16 protein-coding genes are annotated in these 16,023 nt (G+C 71.4%); 15 read left to right on the top strand and 1 reads right to left on the bottom strand.

Annotated features, from left to right (window positions below; translation table 11 throughout):
- Positions 1-62: 62 nt before the first annotated feature.
- From pgsA to NRK68_RS06745, 3 genes are read left to right on the top strand one after another with little or no spacing between them, the layout of a single operon-like run.
- Positions 63-728: a phosphatidylinositol phosphate synthase gene (pgsA, locus tag NRK68_RS06755; RefSeq protein ID WP_183067599.1), complete on the top strand. Its 666-nt coding sequence runs from the start codon at positions 63-65 to the stop codon at positions 726-728.
- A complete protein-coding gene (locus NRK68_RS06750; RefSeq protein ID WP_257855333.1) occupies positions 728-1,633 on the top strand; it encodes a phosphatidylinositol mannoside acyltransferase in 906 nt (301 codons plus the stop codon). The genes pgsA and NRK68_RS06750 overlap by 1 nt, the downstream gene beginning before the upstream one ends.
- A complete protein-coding gene (locus tag NRK68_RS06745) occupies positions 1,630-2,802 on the top strand; it encodes a glycosyltransferase family 4 protein (protein ID WP_183067597.1) in 1,173 nt (390 codons plus the stop codon). Before NRK68_RS06750 ends, NRK68_RS06745 begins: the two co-directional genes overlap by 4 nt.
- Before the next feature lie 47 nt (positions 2,803-2,849).
- On the opposite strand, the gene NRK68_RS06740 is transcribed toward NRK68_RS06745, so the two are convergent.
- Positions 2,850-3,440, bottom strand: a complete 591-nt coding sequence (locus tag NRK68_RS06740) for a hypothetical protein (RefSeq protein ID WP_183067596.1) — start codon at positions 3,438-3,440, stop codon at positions 2,850-2,852.
- A 107-nt stretch (positions 3,441-3,547) separates the two neighbouring features.
- Here NRK68_RS06740 and NRK68_RS06735 point away from each other — a divergent pair, with 107 nt between their 5' ends.
- The 12 genes from NRK68_RS06735 to NRK68_RS06680 all read left to right on the top strand — a co-directional run bounded on the left by NRK68_RS06735 (position 3,548) and on the right by NRK68_RS06680 (position 15,963).
- The gene (locus tag NRK68_RS06735; protein ID WP_183067595.1) at positions 3,548-4,090 is read left to right on the top strand and encodes a LemA family protein; all 543 of its coding nucleotides are present in this window, start codon (positions 3,548-3,550) and stop codon (positions 4,088-4,090) included.
- A gap of 147 nt (positions 4,091-4,237) precedes the next feature.
- Positions 4,238-5,155: a pyridoxal 5'-phosphate synthase lyase subunit PdxS gene (gene pdxS / locus NRK68_RS06730; RefSeq protein WP_030656154.1), complete on the top strand. Its 918-nt coding sequence runs from the start codon at positions 4,238-4,240 to the stop codon at positions 5,153-5,155.
- A gap of 7 nt (positions 5,156-5,162) precedes the next feature.
- Positions 5,163-5,756: a pyridoxal 5'-phosphate synthase glutaminase subunit PdxT gene (pdxT, locus tag NRK68_RS06725; protein ID WP_183067594.1), complete on the top strand. Its 594-nt coding sequence runs from the start codon at positions 5,163-5,165 to the stop codon at positions 5,754-5,756.
- A gap of 57 nt (positions 5,757-5,813) precedes the next feature.
- Positions 5,814-6,566 carry a YebC/PmpR family DNA-binding transcriptional regulator gene (locus tag NRK68_RS06720; RefSeq protein ID WP_046780386.1) on the top strand — a complete coding sequence of 251 codons (753 nt, stop codon included), beginning with the start codon at positions 5,814-5,816 and terminating at the stop codon, positions 6,564-6,566.
- 204 nt (positions 6,567-6,770) lie between these two features.
- On the top strand, positions 6,771-7,301 hold the full coding sequence (gene ruvC, locus NRK68_RS06715; protein ID WP_183067593.1) for a crossover junction endodeoxyribonuclease RuvC: 531 nt from the start codon (positions 6,771-6,773) through the stop codon (positions 7,299-7,301).
- Positions 7,298-7,921 (top strand): Holliday junction branch migration protein RuvA, encoded by a 624-nt coding sequence (gene ruvA, locus NRK68_RS06710; RefSeq protein WP_257855330.1) that lies wholly within the window; start codon positions 7,298-7,300, stop codon positions 7,919-7,921. Before ruvC ends, ruvA begins: the two co-directional genes overlap by 4 nt.
- A 170-nt stretch (positions 7,922-8,091) precedes the next feature.
- On the top strand, positions 8,092-9,165 hold the full coding sequence (ruvB, locus tag NRK68_RS06705) for a Holliday junction branch migration DNA helicase RuvB (protein ID WP_183067591.1): 1,074 nt from the start codon (positions 8,092-8,094) through the stop codon (positions 9,163-9,165).
- A gap of 165 nt (positions 9,166-9,330) precedes the next feature.
- On the top strand, positions 9,331-9,774 hold the full coding sequence (yajC, locus tag NRK68_RS06700) for a preprotein translocase subunit YajC (protein ID WP_183067590.1): 444 nt from the start codon (positions 9,331-9,333) through the stop codon (positions 9,772-9,774).
- Between the two features lie 153 nt (positions 9,775-9,927).
- Positions 9,928-11,706: a protein translocase subunit SecD gene (gene secD, locus NRK68_RS06695; protein WP_079026088.1), complete on the top strand. Its 1,779-nt coding sequence runs from the start codon at positions 9,928-9,930 to the stop codon at positions 11,704-11,706.
- A 3-nt stretch (positions 11,707-11,709) separates the two neighbouring features.
- The gene (gene secF / locus NRK68_RS06690) at positions 11,710-12,768 is read left to right on the top strand and encodes a protein translocase subunit SecF (protein WP_183067589.1); all 1,059 of its coding nucleotides are present in this window, start codon (positions 11,710-11,712) and stop codon (positions 12,766-12,768) included.
- The gene (locus tag NRK68_RS06685; protein ID WP_183067588.1) at positions 12,765-13,319 is read left to right on the top strand and encodes an adenine phosphoribosyltransferase; all 555 of its coding nucleotides are present in this window, start codon (positions 12,765-12,767) and stop codon (positions 13,317-13,319) included. Before secF ends, NRK68_RS06685 begins: the two co-directional genes overlap by 4 nt.
- A gap of 190 nt (positions 13,320-13,509) precedes the next feature.
- Positions 13,510-15,963 carry a RelA/SpoT family protein gene (locus NRK68_RS06680; RefSeq protein ID WP_257855329.1) on the top strand — a complete coding sequence of 818 codons (2,454 nt, stop codon included), beginning with the start codon at positions 13,510-13,512 and terminating at the stop codon, positions 15,961-15,963.
- The last annotated feature ends 60 nt before the right edge of the window (positions 15,964-16,023 follow it).

Raw genomic sequence — 16,023 nt, 5'->3', positions numbered from 1 at the left:
GCTACGATGGGCCAGCCGGTGGCCGTGGTGGCCGTGCGGCCCAGCGACCCTCCGGGAAGGCCATGCTGAACAAGTACGCGCGTGCATTCTTCACGCGTGTTCTCACGCCATTCGCCGCATTTCTGCTCCGGCGGGGGGTGAGCCCGGACGCGGTCACCCTGATCGGCACGGCCGGAGTGGTGGCGGGCGCGCTGGTCTTCTTCCCCCGCGGGGAGTTCTTCTGGGGCACCATCACGATCACCCTCTTCGTCTTCTCCGACCTCGTCGACGGGAACATGGCCCGCCAGGCGGGGATCTCCAGCAGGTGGGGCGCCTTCCTCGACTCCACCCTCGACCGGGTGGCCGACGCGGCGATCTTCGGCGGCCTCGCCCTCTGGTACGCCGGCTCCGGCGACGACAACGCACTGTGCGCGGTGGCGATCTTCTGCCTGGCCAGCGGCCAGGTGGTCTCGTACACCAAGGCACGGGGCGAGTCGATCGGCCTTCCGGTGGCCGTCAACGGGCTCGTCGAACGCGCCGAGCGCCTGGTGATCTCGCTGGTCGCGGCCGGTCTGTCCGGACTGCAGACCTTCGGGGCGCCGTCCTGGCTCGGCGTCCTCCTGCCGGTCGCCCTGTGGGCGGTCGCGGCCGGCTCGCTCGTCACGCTGATCCAGCGCGTGGTCACCGTACGCCGCGAGGCCGCCGAGGCCGACGCCGCGGCCGCCGCTGCCGAGGGGGGCGCGGCCTGATGGGCGCCGCACAGGACAAGCTGGTCGACGGGCTGTACGGACTCGGCTGGGCCGGGGTCAGGAAGCTGCCCGAGCCGGCCGCCGTGGCCCTCGGCCGGCGGATCGCGGACTTCGCGTGGAAGCGCCGCGGCAAGAGCGTGCTGCGGCTGGAGTCGAACCTGGCCCGGGTGGTGCCGGACGCGGGCCCGGAGCGGCTGCGCGAGCTCTCCCGGGCCGGCATGCGCTCGTACATGCGGTACTGGATGGAGTCCTTCCGGCTGCCGACCATGGACCCGAAGCGGTTCAGCACGGACGTCGAGTTCAAGGACGAGCACCTCCTGCGCGAGGCCCTCGCCTCCGGGCGCGGGGTCGTCGTCGCCCTGCCGCACCTGGCCAACTGGGACCTCGCCGGGGCCTGGGCCATCGGCCACATCGGCTCGCCGTTCACCACGGTCGCCGAGCGCCTCAAGCCCGAGAGCCTCTACGACCGCTTCGTGGCCTACCGCGAGAGCCTGGGCATGGAGGTCCTGCCGCACAGCGGCGGCGCCGCCTTCGGCACCCTCGCCCGGCGGCTGCGCTCCGGCGGCCTGGTCTGCCTGGTCGCCGACCGGGACCTGTCGGCCTCCGGCGTCGAGGTGGACTTCTTCGGCTCGACGGCGCGCATGCCGGCCGGGCCGGCGCTGCTGGCCCAGCAGACGGGAGCGGTGCTGCTCCCCGCCACCCTGCACTACGGCGACACGCCCAAGATGTACGGCCGGATCCACCCCGAGGTGGAGGTCCCCAAGGCCGGGACCCGGGCCGAGAAGACCACCGCCATGACCCAGGCGGTCGCGGACGCCTTCGCGTGGGGGATCGCCGAGCACCCCCAGGACTGGCACATGCTCCAGCGGCTCTGGCTGGACGACCTGGAGGAGCGCACGCAGTGAAGATCGGCATCGTGTGCCCCTACTCCTGGGACGTGCCGGGCGGCGTCCAGTTCCACATCCGGGACCTGGCCGAGCACCTGATCGGTCTCGGCCACGAGGTGTCGGTGCTGGCCCCGGCCGACGACGAGACCCCGCTGCCGCCGTACGTGGTCTCCGCCGGGCGGGCCGTGCCGGTCCCGTACAACGGATCCGTGGCCCGGCTGAACTTCGGCTTCCTGTCGGCGGCCCGGGTACGGCGCTGGCTGCACGACGGCACCTTCGACGTGATCCACATCCACGAGCCGGCCTCGCCCTCGCTGGGGCTGCTCTCCTGCTGGGCGGCGCAGGGGCCGATCGTGGCCACCTTCCACACCTCGAACCCGCGCTCCCGGGCGATGATCGCCGCGTACCCGATCCTGCAGCCCGCCCTGGAGAAGATCAGCGCGCGGATCGCGGTGAGCGAGTACGCGCGGCGCACGCTGGTGGAGCACCTCGGCGGGGACGCGGTCGTGATCCCGAACGGCGTGGACGTGGACTTCTTCGCGAAGGCCGAGTCCAAGGCGGAATGGGGCGGCGGGACGCTCGGCTTCATCGGCCGCATCGACGAACCGCGCAAGGGCCTGCCGGTGCTGATGGCGGCCTTCCCGAAGATCGTGGAGGCCTGCCCGGACGTACGCCTGCTGGTCGCGGGCCGCGGTGACGAGGAGGAGGCGGTGGCCTCGCTCCCCGCCGGCCTGCGCTCGCGCGTGGAGTTCCTCGGGATGGTCTCGGACGAGGACAAGGCGCGGCTGCTGCGCAGCGTCGACGTGTACGTGGCCCCGAACACCGGCGGCGAGAGCTTCGGCATCATCCTGGTCGAGGCCCTGTCGGCGGGCGCCGCGGTGCTGGCGTCCGACCTGGACGCCTTCGCGCAGGTCCTGGACCAGGGCGGGGCGGGCGACCTCTTCGCCAACGAGAACGCGGACGCCCTGGCGGCCGGCGCGATCGCCCTCCTGCGCGACCCGGAGCGCCGCGCGGAGCTCAGCGCGCGGGGCTCGGCCCACGTGCGCCGCTTCGACTGGTCCACGGTCGGCGCGGACATCCTGGCCGTCTACGAAACGGTCACGGACGGCGCGGCGGCGGTCGGCGCCGACGAACGCGTCCCCCTCCGCACCCGCCTGGGCTTCTCCCGCGAGGCCTCCGACTCCTGACCCCACCCACGCCCCCTCGGCCCCCGGCGGGGGCGGGCGCCGACGGCCTACCAGCCCGCGCTCACGGTCCGGTCCGGCCGTCCGCCGGGTGCCACGGTCACCTCGTGGAGCACGCCGCCCGAGGTGGTCAGCCGGATCCGGTCCGGGCCCGTCCAGACGGCCTCGCGAAGCTCGTTGTCGGTCGCGTCGCCGTTGAAGTAGCCGACGGCCCAGCGGCGCTCGCGGGGCCAGGTGCCCTGGTGGACGTACACGAACCACAGCGGGTCGATCATGGCCGAGCCCGTCTCGACGACCAGCCGCCGGTCGTCCCTGCCGGGGGCCGGCAGGCTCTCCGCCCGCTCCTGCCCGCCGTCCAGCATGGCCAGGAGGCTGACGATGCACATGACCGGGGCGCCGAGGGCGAGCACCGGCACGCCGACCGTGACGCGCGTCATGGGCCTGCGCACCCCCAGCAGGACCGCCCCGCACAGGGCGGCCAGGGACAGCCAGCCGAGGGCGACGAAGTGCCGGCCCACCTGGTCCAGCACGACGAGGCCGCCGTCCGGGCCGCCCCAGCGGAAGGCGGCCAGGACGGTCGCCACGAGGACGACCGCCAGTGCGATCAGTACACAAGCCAGTGGTCTGCGGTACGGCGCCATGTGTCTCGTCCCCCCCGGGTCTTCGGTGATCACGCACCCTACGGGCCACGGCCCGCGCCCAGGGCCGGTGGGGGGTGGGGGGTCGTGGAGCGGTAGGGTCGCGCAGCGTGATCGAAACCCTTGTCTGGATCGCCCTGGCCCTGGCGGTCATCGGCGTGTACCTCAGCTGGACCGCCGGTCGGCTGGACCGGCTGCACTCGCGGATGGACGCCGCGCGGGCGGCGCTCGACGCACAGCTCGTCCGGCGCGCCTCCGTGGCGCTGGAGGTGGCCACCTCCGGGGCGCTCGACCCCGCCTCCTCGCTCGTGCTGTACGAGGCCGCGCACGCCGCCCGGCAGGCCGCGGAGGACCACCGTGAGGTCGCCGAGAGCGAGCTGAGCCAGGCGCTGCGGGCGGTCTTCGCCGACGCGGACCAGGTCGAGGTGCTGAAGGCCGCTCCCGGCGGGGCGCAGGCCACCGAGGAGCTGGCGGCGGCCGTCCGCCGGGTGCCGATGGCCCGCCGCTTCCACAACGACGCCGTACGGGCCGCCCGCGCGCTGCGCCGCCATCGCAAGGTCCGCTGGTTCAGACTGGCCGGACACGCGCCGTTCCCGCTGGCCTTCGAAATGGACGACGAGCCTCCGGCGGACCTCGCGGACCGGCCGACCTGACCCCTCGGAGAGACCTCCTAGGGCCACGGGGGACAAATGAAAGAGCCACTGGCTCCATATTGGCCCTTGTAGTGGACTGATCCCCTGGGGTTTCCTCGGCCGAGTAGTACGCGCAGTACCCGTCTTCCTTTCGAGTGAGGTCAATCCGTGAGCACGCTTCCCACCTCCCCCCAGTCCGCCGAGTCGGCGATCGGCACCTCGCGCGTCAAGCGCGGCATGGCCGAGCAGCTCAAGGGCGGCGTGATCATGGACGTGGTCAACGCCGAGCAGGCGAAGATCGCCGAGGACGCGGGCGCCGTGGCCGTCATGGCCCTGGAGCGGGTCCCGGCCGACATCCGCAAGGACGGCGGCGTCGCGCGCATGTCCGACCCGAACATGATCGAAGAGATCATCGAGGCCGTGTCCATCCCCGTGATGGCCAAGTCCCGCATCGGTCACTTCGTCGAGGCCCAGGTCCTGCAGTCCCTCGGCGTCGACTACATCGACGAGTCCGAGGTCCTGACCCCGGCCGACGAGGTCAACCACTCCGACAAGTGGGCGTTCACCACCCCCTTCGTCTGTGGTGCCACCAACCTGGGCGAGGCCCTGCGCCGCATCGCCGAGGGCGCGGCCATGATCCGCTCGAAGGGCGAGGCCGGCACCGGCAACGTCGTCGAGGCCGTCCGCCACCTGCGCCAGATCAAGAACGAGATCGCCAAGCTGCGCGGCTTCGACAACAACGAGCTGTACGCCGCCGCCAAGGAGCTGCGCGCCCCGTACGAGCTCGTCAAGGAGGTCGCCGAGCTCGGCAAGCTCCCCGTCGTGCTGTTCTCCGCCGGTGGTGTCGCCACCCCCGCCGACGCCGCCCTGATGCGCCAGCTCGGCGCCGAGGGTGTCTTCGTCGGCTCCGGCATCTTCAAGTCGGGCGACCCGGCCAAGCGCGCCGCCGCCATCGTGAAGGCCACCACCTTCTTCGACGACCCGAAGATCATCGCGGACGCCTCCCGCAACCTGGGCGAGGCCATGGTCGGCATCAACTGCGACACCCTCCCCGAGGCCGAGCGCTACGCCAACCGCGGCTGGTAGTCCCGATATGACGAACACCCCCGTGATCGGTGTCCTGGCCCTCCAGGGCGACGTACGGGAGCACCTGATCGCCCTGGCCGCGGCGGACGCCGTGGCCAGGCCGGTCCGGCGCCCCGAGGAGCTCGCCGAGGTCGACGCCCTGGTGATCCCCGGCGGCGAGTCCACCACCATGTCGAAGCTCGCCGTGCTCTTCGGCATGCTGGAGCCGCTGCGCGAGCGCGTGGCCGCCGGCATGCCCGTGTACGGCACCTGCGCCGGCATGATCATGCTGGCGGACAAGCTCCTCGACGGCCGGGACGACCAGGAGACCCTGGGCGGCATCGACATGATCGTGCGCCGCAACGCCTTCGGCCGGCAGAACGAGTCCTTCGAGGCGAAGATCGACTTCGCGGGCATCGAGGGCGGACCGGTCGAGGGCGTCTTCATCCGCGCCCCGTGGGTCGAGTCCGTCGGCGGCGCCGCCGAGGTGCTCGCCACCTACGACGGCCACACGGTCGCCGTGCGCCAGGGCAACGTCCTCGCGACCTCGTTCCACCCCGAACTGACCGGCGACGACCGCGTCCACGCGTACTTCGTCGAGATGGTGCGCGCCGGGCTGTGACGAGCTCCCGGTAGGATCGAAGACGAACACTGTTGGTGACGCGAAGGAGACAGGCGGATGTCCGGCCACTCTAAATGGGCTACGACGAAGCACAAGAAGGCCGTGATCGATGCCAAGCGCGGCAAGCTCTTCGCGAAGCTGATCAAGAACATCGAGGTCGCGGCCCGCATGGGCGGCGCCGACATCGACGGCAACCCGACGCTCTTCGACGCGGTCCAGAAGGCCAAGAAGCAGTCGGTCCCGAACAAGAACATCGACTCCGCGGTCAAGCGCGGCGGCGGCCTCGAGGCCGGCGGCGCCGACTACGAGACGATCATGTACGAGGGTTACGGCCCCAACGGTGTCGCGGTGCTCATCGAGTGCCTCACCGACAACCGCAACCGCGCCGCCTCCGACGTCCGCGTCGCCATGACCCGCAACGGCGGTTCGATGGCCGACCCGGGCTCGGTCTCGTACCTGTTCAACCGCAAGGGCGTCATCGTCCTGCCCAAGGCCGAGCTGAGCGAGGACGACGTCCTCGGCGCGGTCCTGGAGGCCGGTGCCGAAGAGGTCAACGACAACGGCGACACCTTCGAGATCATCAGCGAGGCCACCGACCTGGTCGCGGTCCGCACCGCGCTCCAGGAAGCCGGCATCGACTACGACTCGGCGGACTCCAGCTTCGTCCCGACCATGCAGGTCGAGCTCGACGAAGAGGGCGCCCGCAAGATCTTCAAGCTCATCGACGCGCTGGAGGACAGCGACGACGTGCAGAACGTCTTCGCCAACTTCGACGTCTCGGACGAGGTCATGGAGAAGGTCGACGCGTAACGCCGGCGCGAGCCGAGCGCAACCGGCGGGCCGACAGGACACACCCTGTCGGCCCGCCGTCGCATTGTCAGTGCGGGCGGATAGCCTGACGGCGTCAACCGGGTGTGCGCCCGTTTTCGGACCGCAACCATCGATGGAGCAGCCACGACGCTGCTCGGCCACCTCCGCGCGAGCGGCGGCGGTTCAGCCGCACAAGGGGGCGCGGTGCGTGTACTGGGCGTGGACCCGGGGCTGACGCGATGCGGCGTCGGCGTCGTGGAGGGCGTCGCGGGCCGTCCCCTCACCATGCTCGGGGTGGGGGTCGTACGGACGCCCGCGGACGCGGAGCTGGGCCACCGGCTCGTCGCCGTCGAGCAGGGGATCGAGGAGTGGCTCGACACGCACCGGCCCGACGTCGTCGCCGTGGAGCGGGTCTTCAGCCAGCACAACGTCAGCACCGTGATGGGCACCGCCCAGGCCAGCGCCGTCGCGATGCTGTGTGCCGCCCGCCGCGGGATACCGGTCGCGCTGCACACCCCCAGCGAGGTCAAGGCCGCCGTCACCGGCAGCGGCCGGGCCGACAAGGCCCAGGTCGGCGCGATGGTCACCCGGCTGCTGCGGCTGGCCGAGCCGCCCAGGCCCGCCGACGCCGCCGACGCCCTCGCCCTCGCCATCTGCCACATCTGGCGGGCCCCCGCCCAGAACCGCCTCCAGCGGGCGGTCGCCCAGCACGCCTCGAAAGGCCGTACCCGATGATCGCCTTCGTCAACGGCGCGGTCGCCGCGCTCACCCCCAACCTCGCCGTGATCGAGGTCGGCGGAGTGGGGATGGCCGTGCACTGCACGCCGAACACCATCGCCGGCCTGCGCGTCGGGCAGCAGGCCCGGCTGGCGACCTCCCTGGTCGTCCGGGAGGACTCGCTGACCCTGTACGGCTTCGCCGACGACGACGAGCGCCAGGTGTTCGAGCTGCTCCAGACCGCGAGCGGGGTCGGGCCCCGGGTGGCGCAGGCCATGCTCGGCGTGCACACCCCCGACGCCCTGCGGGTGGCCTTCGCCTCGGGTGACGCGAAGGCGCTGACCGCGGTGCCCGGCATCGGCCCGAAGGGCGCACAGAAGCTGTTGCTGGAGCTCAAGGGCAAGCTGGGCGCCCCGGCCCCCGTGGTGGGCGCCCAGCGCGCGGTGGCCTCGGGGCCCGCCCCCTGGACCGAGCAGCTCACTGCCGCCCTGATCGGCCTCGGCTATGCGTCGCGGGAGGCGGATGAGGCCGTGGTGGCGGTGACCCCGCAGGCGGAGGCGGCCATCGCCGCCGGCGGCTCGGCCCCGGTGCCCCAGCTGCTGCGCGCGGCCCTGCAGTCCCTGAACCGCGCCCGCTGACCGTTTCGCCGCCGCGCGGGTCCGGACGCCGCGCACCGGTGCGCTCGGACCCCGCGCGGGCCGAACGCCGCGCGGGCCGGGCCCGCCGCCCGGCCCCGCCGCCCGGCGGCCCACGCGCAGCCACAGCCCCCGCACAGACCACCGCACGACGCAGAAGGCAGACTGACACCGTGAACTGGGACGACGAGACCGACACCACCGAGCCGGACCGGCTCGTAGCGGCGGCAGCCGACGGTGAGGACACCGCCGTCGAGGCGGCCCTGCGCCCCAAGGACCTCGGCGAGTTCGTCGGCCAGGAGAAGGTCCGCCAGCAGCTGGACCTGGTGCTGAAGGCGGCCAGGCAGCGCGGGGCCACCGCCGACCACGTCCTGCTGTCGGGCGCGCCCGGACTGGGCAAGACCACCCTCTCCATGATCATCGCCGCCGAGATGGGGGCACCCATCCGGATCACCTCCGGCCCCGCCATCCAGCACGCCGGCGACCTCGCCGCGATCCTCTCCTCCCTCCAGGAGGGCGAGGTCCTCTTCCTCGACGAGATCCACCGCATGTCCCGGCCCGCCGAGGAGATGCTCTACATGGCCATGGAGGACTTCCGCGTCGACGTGATCGTCGGCAAGGGTCCCGGAGCCACCGCGATCCCGCTGGAGCTGCCGCCCTTCACCCTCGTGGGTGCCACCACCCGGGCCGGACTGCTGCCCCCGCCGCTGCGGGACCGTTTCGGCTTCACCGGCCACATGGAGTTCTACGCCCCCGAGGAGCTGGAGCGCGTCGTCCACCGCTCCGCCCGCCTCCTCGACGTGGAGATCGACACCGCCGGCGCGGCCGAGATCGCCGGGCGCTCCCGCGGCACCCCGCGCATCGCCAACCGCCTGCTGCGCCGCGTGCGCGACTACGCCCAGGTCCGGGCGGACGGGGTGATCGACCGGGAAGTGGCCGCCACCGCCCTGCAGGTGTACGAGGTGGACGCCCGAGGCCTCGACCGACTGGATCGAGCCGTTCTGGAGGCCCTCCTGAAGCTGTTCGGCGGCGGCCCCGTGGGGCTGTCGACCCTCGCCGTGGCGGTGGGGGAGGAGCGGGAGACCGTGGAGGAGGTCGCGGAACCCTTCCTGGTCCGCGAGGGCCTGCTCGCGCGCACCCCCCGGGGCCGGGTCGCGACCCCCGCCGCATGGGCTCACCTGGGGCTTGTCGCACCACAGCACGGCGCCGGTGGATCAACCGGGCAACAGGGCCTGTTCGGGGCCTGACGGCGCGGAGGTTCGCCCGGTCGGGAACGCCGGTGCCATGCTGGGCGTTGTTCCATCGGTGCGGACTCGCCTAGACTCCGCCGATGCCGACCCTTCGGGTCGGTGTGCCCACCCCCGTAGAAAAGGCCGCCGTCCGCGTGCGGTCGTGCGAAGGATTTCCGTCCCGTGAATCTCGTGACACTCCTCCCGTTCATCGTGCTCATCGGGGCGATGTTCCTGATGACCCGCTCCGCGAAGAAGAAGCAGCAGCAGGCCGCGCAGATGCGCGACCAGATGACGCCCGGCACCGGCGTCCGCACCATCGGCGGCATGTACGCCACGGTGAAGGAGATCGGTGACGACACGGTCACCCTCGAGGTGGCTCCCGGCGTCCACGCGATCTACGCGAAGAACGCCATCGGCGCCGTACTGGAGGACGCGGAGTACAACCGCATCGTCCACGGCTTCGACGACGTGACGACGGACACGCCCGTCGTCCCGGACGACGCCTCCTCCCTCACCAAGGACGAGGCCGAGGCCCCGAAGCTGGACCTGGGCAAGAAGGACGAGCCCAAGGGCGACGACAAGCCCGAGGACGGCAAGAACGACGGCGAGGCCGGCGCGAAGTAGCGCGCGGCCGGGGACCGTGCGGGCGCCCGACCGGCGGCCGGCGCGGTCCCCGTCAGTGACACTTCTGCGGGGGGCAGGGGTCCCCACCACACATTTCGTGGCCGTCCGCGCGCTGACCCGGCGCGGGACGGTTGGACAGGGAGAAACGACAAGGTGGCAGCACCGAAGAAGGGCCGGCGGCCCACGGGGGCTCAGGGGAGGCCGGGGCGTGCCCTGGCGATCATCCTGATCGCGATGGTGGCGCTCACCGCGGGGATGTTCATCTCCAAGCAGACGACTCCCCGGTTGGGCATCGACCTCGCCGGCGGCACGAGCATCACGCTCAAGGCCAAGAGCGAACCCGGCAAAGAGAACGCCGTCAACGAGACCAACATGAACACGGCGGTCGGCATCATCGAGCGCCGTGTCAACGGTCTCGGTGTCTCCGAGGCCGAGGTCCAGACGCAGGGCCGCGACCACATCATCGTCAACATCCCCAAGGGGATGAACGAGAAGCAGGCGCGCGAGCAGGTCGGCACCACCGCCCAGCTCTACTTCCGCCCGGTCATCGCGTTCGCGGACGGCGCCCCCGCCGCTCCCGAGGGCAGCCCGAGCCCGAACCCCTCCGCGAGCGGCTCCGGCGCTCCGAAGGCCCAGGACGGGAACAAGACCAGCCCGTCCGCCACCCCGTCGTCCAGCGCCACTTCCCAGGGCCGCGCGCTCAGCGAGGGCCTCAAGGCCCCGAACGCGCCCACTCCCACGCCGTCGGCGAGCGAGTCGAAGAAGGCAGACGACAAGGCGGCCCCGTCGCCGTCCGCGAGCGCCCCCGCGCCCGACCCGGCCGCCGCGGACCTCCAGGCCAAGTTCGCCGCACTCGACTGCACCAACGAGGAGCAGCGCACCAACGTCGACAAGGGCATCAAGCCCAGCGACCCGACGCTCGCCTGCGGCCAGCGCGGCGACCAGTGGGGCAAGTGGATCCTGGGCCCGGCCGCGGTCGAGGGCAAGGACGTGAAGAGCGCCAAGGGCGAGATCGACCCGCAGTCGGGTCAGTGGATCGTCACGATGAACTTCAACGACCACGGCGCCGACGCCTTCGCGAAGGTCACCGGTGAACTGGCGGCCAAGCAGATGCCGCAGAACCAGTTCGCGATCGTCCTCGACGGCGACGTCATCTCGGACCCGTCCGTCAGCACCGCGATCACCGGCGGCAACGCACAGATCTCCGGTGGCTTCAACCAGCAGTCCGCGCAGGACCTGGGCAACATGCTGTCGTACGGCGCCCTGCCGCTGTCCTTCCAGGAGGACAGCGTCACCACCGTCACCGCCGCGCTCGGCGGCGAGCAGCTGCGCGCCGGCCTGATCGCCGGTGCGATCGGCCTCCTCCTCGTGGTCGTCTACCTGCTGGTCTACTACCGCGGTCTGGCCTTCATCGCGATCGTCAGCCTCCTGGTCTCCGCGATCCTGACCTACACGATCATGGCGCTGCTCGGTAAGGGCATCGGCTTCGCGCTGAACCTGCCGGCCGTCTGCGGTGCGATCGTCGCCATCGGTATCACCGCGGACTCGTTCATCGTGTACTTCGAGCGCATCCGCGACGAGATCCGCGAGGGCCGCACGCTGCGCCCGGCCGTCGAGCGCGCCTGGCCGCGTGCCCGCCGCACGATCCTGGTCTCCGACTTCGTGTCGTTCCTGGCCGCCGCGGTGCTGTTCATCGTCACCGTCGGCAAGGTGCAGGGCTTCGCCTTCACGCTGGGTCTGACCACCCTGCTCGACGTGGTCGTGGTGTTCCTCTTCACCAAGCCCGTCATGACGCTGCTGGCCCGCACGAAGTTCTTCGCCAGCGGTCACCCGTGGTCCGGGCTGGACCCGAAGCGGCTGGGCGCCAAGCCCCCGCTGCGCAGCTCCCGGCGCACCGCCGCACCCGCCCCCGTCGAAGCAAAGGAGGCGTGAGAGATGTCGAAGCTGGGAGATCTCGGCGCCAAGCTGTACCGCGGTGAGGTCGGCTACGACTTCGTCGGCAAGCGCTTTCTCTGGTACGGCGTTTCCATCCTGATCACCATCACGGCGATCGTCGCCCTGGCCGTCCAGGGCCTCAACATGGGCATCGAGTTCAAGGGCGGTGCCGTCTTCACCACCCCGAAGACGGCCCTGTCGGTCGCCAAGGTCACGGAGGCCGCGGAGGAGGCCTCCGGCCACGACGCGATCGTCCAGGAGCTCGGCACCGGCGGTATGCGCATCCAGATCTCCGGTCTGGACACCGACGCCGCGACCGACGTGAAGAAGGAACTGGCCACCGACCTCAAGGTCACCGAGGCCGACATCAACGCCGACCTGGTCGGCCCCAGCTGGGGCGAGCAGATCGCGAACAAGGCCTGGACCGGCCTCGGCGTCTTCATGATCCTCGTGGTGATCTACCTCGCCATCGCCTTCGAATGGCGCATGGCCGTCGCCGCGCTGATCGCCCTGATCCACGACCTCACGATCACCGTCGGCGTGTACGCGCTCGTCGGCTTCGAGGTCACCCCGGGCACCGTCATCGGTCTGCTGACCATCCTCGGTTACTCCCTCTACGACACCGTCGTCGTCTTCGACGGTCTGAAGGAGGGCTCGAAGGACATCACCAAGCAGACCCGCTTCACCTTCAGCGAGGTCGCCAACCGCAGCATCAACGGCACGCTGGTCCGCTCGATCAACACCACGGTCGTGGCGCTGCTCCCGGTCGCTGCCCTGCTGTTCATCGGTGGCGGCTTCCTGGGCGCCGGCATGCTGAACGACATCTCGCTGTCGCTGTTCGTCGGTCTCGCGGCCGGTGCGTACTCCTCGATCTTCATCGCGACCCCGCTGGTCGTGGACCTCAAGGAGCGCGAGCCGGCGATGAAGGCGCTGAAGAAGCGGGTGCTCGCCAAGCGCGCGGCCGGGGCGGCCAAGGGCGAGTCCGCGGACGCCGTCCACGGCTCCGACGACGAGCCGCAGGTCGTCTCGCAGGGCCGGCAGCCGGGACGGCGACGTTGACCGCGCAGCTGCCCGAGGACGTCCGGTCCCTCCTGCTCAGCCGGATCAAGGACGTGGCGGACTATCCGAAGCCGGGCGTGATGTTCAAGGACATCACCCCGCTGCTGGCGGACCCCGAGGCGTTCGGCGCGCTGACCGGCGCGCTCGTCGAGCTGGCCGGGCGGTACGGCGCCACGAAGATCGTCGGGCTGGAGGCGCGCGGGTTCATCCTCGCCGCCCCGGTGGCGGTGCAGGCCGGGATCGGCTTCGTACCGGTCCGCAAGGCCGGCAAGCTCCCGGGCGCGACCCTCGCCCAGTCCTACGAGCTGGAGTACGGCACGGCGGAGATCGAGGTCCACGCCGAGGATCTGGCGACCGGTGACCGGGTCATGGTCATCGACGACGTGCTGGCCACCGGCGGTACGGCGGAGGCATCCCTCTCGCTGATCCGGCGGGCCGGGGCCGAGGTCGCCGGCGTGGCCGTCCTGATGGAGCTGTCGTTCCTCCCGGGCCGGGCCAAGCTGGCCGGGTCCCTGGCGGGAGCCCCGCTGGACGCGCTGATCGTGGTCTGACCGCGCCCACCGGCGTACGGCGGCGGGTATCCGGAATCCTCCGGGTGCCCGCCGTTCGTGTGCCCGGGCCGCCTCGACGGGCTCGGCGAACGGGGTGACCGAACCCTCGCTACGATGGGTTATCCGGACCGGACACGGGCACCGGATCCTCTCCCGGACTCCGTCCGGGGGACCCCCGTGAGGAGCGCTCTTGCCAGACGAGGTCCAGCCAATCTCCGCCGCGCAGCCCGACCCGCAGGCCGAGCGGGCCCCGGCGGCCGCCGCCACGCCCCCGCCGGCCCCGCCGGTCAAGCCCGCCCCGGCCAAGCCGGCGCCGGCCAAGCCCGCGCCGGCGAAGTCGGCCGCGTCCTCCAACCGGGTGCGCGCCCGCCTGGCCCGGCTCGGTGTACAGCGCTCGAACCCGTACAACCCGGTGCTGGAGCCTCTGCTCCGCATCGTCCGCAGCAACGACCCGAAGATCGAGACGTCGACGCTGCGCCAGCTCGAACAGGCCTACCAGGTGGCCGAGCGCTGGCACCGCGGCCAGAAGCGCAAGAGCGGCGACCCGTACATCACCCACCCGCTCGCGGTCACCACCATCCTCGCCGAGCTCGGCATGGACCCGGCCACCCTCATGGCCGGTCTGCTGCACGACACCGTCGAGGACACCGAGTACGGCCTGGAGGACCTGCGCCGCGACTTCGGCGACGCCGTGGCGCTGCTCGTCGACGGTGTCACCAAGCTCGACCGGGTGAAGTTCGGCGAGGCCGCCCAGGCCGAGACCGTCCGCAAGATGGTCGTGGCGATGGCGAAGGACCCGCGCGTCCTGGTCATCAAGCTGGCCGACCGGCTGCACAACATGCGCACGATGCGCTACCTCAAGCGGGAGAAGCAGGAGAAGAAGGCCCGCGAAACCCTGGAGATCTACGCCCCGCTGGCGCACCGGCTGGGCATGAACACGATCAAGTGGGAGCTGGAGGACCTCTCCTTCGCGATCCTCTACCCCAAGATGTACGACGAGATCGTGCGCCTGGTCGCCGAGCGGGCACCCAAGCGCGACGAGTACCTCGCCCTCGTCACGGACGAGGTCCAGGTGGACCTCAGAGCCGCCCGGATCAAGGCCACCGTGACGGGCCGCCCCAAGCACTACTACAGCGTCTACCAGAAGATGATCGTCCGCGGCCGCGACTTCGCGGAGATCTACGACCTGGTGGGCATCCGCGTCCTCGTCGACACCGTCCGGGACTGCTACGCGGCCCTCGGCACCGTGCACGCGCGCTGGAACCCGGTCCCCGGCCGGTTCAAGGACTACATCGCGATGCCCAAGTTCAACATGTACCAGTCGCTCCACACGACGGTCATCGGGCCCAGCGGCAAGCCCGTCGAACTGCAGATCCGCACCTTCGACATGCACCGCCGCGCCGAGTACGGCATCGCCGCGCACTGGAAGTACAAGCAGCAGACCGTGGCGGGCACCTCCAAGGTCCGCACCGACGTCCCGCAGGCCGCCAAGGGCAGTGCCGGCCAGGACACGGTCAACGACATGGCCTGGCTGCGCCAGCTGCTGGACTGGCAGAAGGAGACCGAGGACCCGGGCGAGTTCCTCGACTCGCTGCGCTTCGACCTCTCGCGCAACGAGGTCTTCGTCTTCACCCCCAAGGGCGACGTCATAGCGCTGCCCGCCGGCGCCACCCCGGTGGACTTCGCCTACGCCGTCCACACCGAGGTCGGCCACCGCACGATAGGGGCCCGGGTCAACGGCCGGCTGGTCCCGCTGGAGTCGACCCTCGACAACGGCGACCTGGTCGAGGTCTTCACCTCCAAGGCCGAGGGAGCCGGCCCCTCCCGCGACTGGCTGGGCTTCGTCAAGTCCCCGCGGGCCCGGAACAAGATCCGCGCATGGTTCTCCAAGGAACGCCGCGACGAGGCCATCGAGCACGGCAAGGACGCCATCGCACGGGCCATGCGCAAGCAGAACCTGCCGATCCAGCGCATCCTGACCGGCGACTCGCTCGTGACCCTCGCGCACGAGATGCGCTACCCGGACATCTCCTCCCTGTACGCGGCGATCGGCGAGGGCCACGTGGCCGCGCAGGGCGTCGTGCAGAAGCTGGTGGCGGCCCTCGGCGGCGAGGAGGCGGCCAACGAGGACATCGAGGAATCGATCCCGCCCGCACGGGCCCGCAGCAAGCGGCGCAGCAACGCCGACCCCGGCGTCGTCGTCAAGGGCGTCGACGACGTGTGGGTCAAGCTGGCCCGCTGCTGCACCCCGGTACCGGGCGACCCGATCATCGGGTTCGTCACGCGCGGCAGTGGCGTATCGGTTCACCGCGCGGACTGCGTCAACGTCGACTCCCTCTCCCAGCAGCCCGAGCGGATGCTTGAGGTCGAGTGGGCGCCCACCCAGTCCTCGGTCTTCCTCGTCGCCATCCAGGTCGAGGCGCTGGACCGGTCCCGGCTGCTGTCGGACGTCACCCGCGTCCTGTCCGACCAGCACGTCAACATCCTGTCGGCGGCCGTCCAGACCTCCCGCGACCGGGTGGCCACCTCGCGCTTCACCTTCGAGATGGGCGACCCCAAGCACCTGGGCCACGTCCTGAAGGCCGTCCGGGGCGTGGAGGGCGTCTACGACGTCTACCGCGTCACCTCGGCCCGCCGGCCGTAGCCGGCGGCCACGGCGACACGACGAGGGCCCCGGTACGGAATCCGTACCGGGGCCCTCGCC

This window comes from Streptomyces yangpuensis, assembly GCF_024666385.1.
Taxonomy (GTDB): Bacteria; Actinomycetota; Actinomycetes; order Streptomycetales; family Streptomycetaceae; genus Streptomyces; species Streptomyces yangpuensis.
Note: the sequence above shows the minus strand (reverse complement) of the source record. Positions and strands in the feature narration are given on the sequence as shown.